This window comes from Alteromonas sp. K632G (genome assembly GCF_017653625.1).
Classification (GTDB): Bacteria; Pseudomonadota; Gammaproteobacteria; order Enterobacterales; family Alteromonadaceae; genus Alteromonas; species Alteromonas naphthalenivorans.
Map to the genome: position 1 here is coordinate 1 of NZ_JAGGDM010000048.1, position 2309 is coordinate 2309.

General features: G+C 45.5%; 2 protein-coding genes. Both read right to left on the reverse strand.

The features are described 5' to 3' along the window. Window positions 1–1606 precede the first annotated feature (1606 nt). Complete coding sequence (locus J5X92_RS20785) at window positions 1607–1789, reverse strand: hypothetical protein (RefSeq protein ID WP_208806424.1); 183 nt, start codon at window positions 1787–1789, stop codon at window positions 1607–1609. A 246-nt stretch (window positions 1790–2035) separates the two neighbouring features. Next, window positions 2036–2209: a hypothetical protein gene (locus J5X92_RS20790; protein WP_013783762.1), complete on the reverse strand. Its 174-nt coding sequence runs from the start codon at window positions 2207–2209 to the stop codon at window positions 2036–2038. Window positions 2210–2309: the final 100 nt, after the last annotated feature.

Sequence of the window (2309 nt, forward strand, 5' to 3'; positions counted from 1 at the left end):
TCGGTCGCTCGGACGCATTTACGCGGGGCGGCTTCGCCATTATGCCCCACGCAACTGCGCCGCTTAGCTTAATGTTAGGCGTCATTCACTTACAGCATTAAAATGTGGGTTCAGACTTGACATTTCAGCATCAAGGTTGTTTCGCTAGGTTGTCTTTACGGCTTGCTTTTTCGGTAGTTTCATCGGCTTTAGCAACGCCCTTTTCATCAACATCGCAACGCCAACATTCAACATCACCAGTTTTCTAAACTCGCTCTTTTATCCATCAATGCCGTTAACATCTGGCATTTCGCACAGGGTTGTTTTATCTTAAATTCAATTATTTAAACACGCGGTCTATTTGGCTAGTGGTGGCAGCAAAGCTGCGTACTTTCAGTTGTACGCCTAACAAAACGCTGTTGGCACTCCCTTCGGTCGCTGGGACGCTAACACGTGGGCTGACTCACTTCGTTCGGATTTTAGCCCACGTGCTAGCGCCCCAAAGCTTAGCGTTAGGTGCTACAGGGATATGAGCTTCGAAAGATTTCATAAACATCGACATAACGTAGGTGGTAATTCCGTTTGCTTTTCCTACGACCGTTTTAATACTAAATTTGAAGTCAAGGTAGGAGACACCATTGCTTATTCAAAGTACTTATTGTTCTGGCCTAAGCATAAAGCAACTGTCCAAATCGGTTCTAGTTCATATGCTCTCAGCGTATACTGGTTTTTAATATGGAGCGCGTCTTTAAAAAGAAACAACTCAGTGGTTGTAAAAGAACTACTTCCCAAACGTCGAAGACGCTCAATAACAATTCTCTGCTATGGTGTTTTTATTGTTTTACTTCGGGCTGCATTTGTTGTTTTTGAATCGTAGCACCTAACAAAAAACTGTAGTCGTTCGCTAGCGCTCACTGGGACAATAACACGTAGGCTCAGTCGCTTCGCTCCAATTTTAGCCTACGTGTTATTGCCCCTAAGTTGGGCGTTAGAAGGCGTCAGCCTAAACTACATTTTGCTTTATAAAAATATCAGTTCAACGTACCTCACCTGCTGTTTCAAAAATCGCTCTGGCTTTTGATGGTTTTAACTTCGCCGCATTAACTTCAAAGGTTGCGCAATAGGCGCTTTACCGCCAAGTTCTCATTTTCACCCAGTAAGCACCATTGCACTTGGTAGCTCAAATGGCGGCTTGCTCCAGTCAAATCAAAACATCACTCCACTGGCATTTTACTTGTTTGCTTTAACAATCAATCGTATGCTGGCTTTATTAGTTTTTAAAAATGCCAAGGGAACAGGCTCTGCTTCTAACAAAACGCTCAAGTTCACTCCCTTCGGTCGCTGGGACGCTAACACGCGGGCTGACTCACTTCGTTCGGATTTTAGCCCACGCGCTAGCGCCCCTTAGCTTAAAGTTAGAAGGCGTCAGCCTAAACTGCATTTGGCTTAATACAAATATCAGTTCAACAGCCCTCACCTGTTGTTCGCAACATCGCTCTGGCTTTAGGTGCTTTTAACTTCGCCGCTTTAAATTCAAAGGTCGCGCAATAGGCGCTTTATCGCCAAATTCTTATTTTACTCGGTAAGCGCCATTGCGTTTGCTAGTTCAAATGGCGGCTTGCTTCAGTCAGATCAGCAACATCACTGCGCTGGCATTTTGCTTGTTTGCTTTAACAATCAATCGTATGCTGGCTTTATTAGTTTTTAATAAGGCCAAAGGTATAGGCCCTGCTTCTAACAAAGCGCTTAAGCCACTCCCTTCGGTCGCTGGGACGCCTATACGCGGGGCGGCTTCGCCATTATGCCCCACGTATCTGCGCCCCTTAGCTTAAAGTTAGAAGGCGTCAGCCTAAACTGCGTTTGGCTTTATAAAAATTCCAGTTCAACCGCCCTCACCTGCTGTTTCAAAAATCGCCCTGGCTTTTGGTGGTTTTAACTTCGCCACTTTAAATTCAAAGGTTGCGCAATAGGCGCTTTACCGCCAAGTTCTCATTTTCACCCAGCAAGCACCATTGCACTTGGTAGCTCAAATGGCGGCTTGCTTCAGTCAAATCACCTACATCACTGCACTGGCATTTTGCTTGTTTGCTTTAACAATCAATCGTATGCTGGCTTTATTAGTTTTTAAAAAAGCCAATGGAACAGGCTCTGCTTCTAACAAAGCGCTTAAGCCTCTCCCTTCGGTCGCTGGGACGCCTATACGCGGGGCGGCTTCGCCATTATGCCCCACGTATCTGCGCCCCTTAGCTTAAAGTTATGCATCAGGAGTAGTCATGGAGCGAATGCCTCTGTCAAAAGAGCCACTCAGCCAGTATTTGCTGTCAAAGATG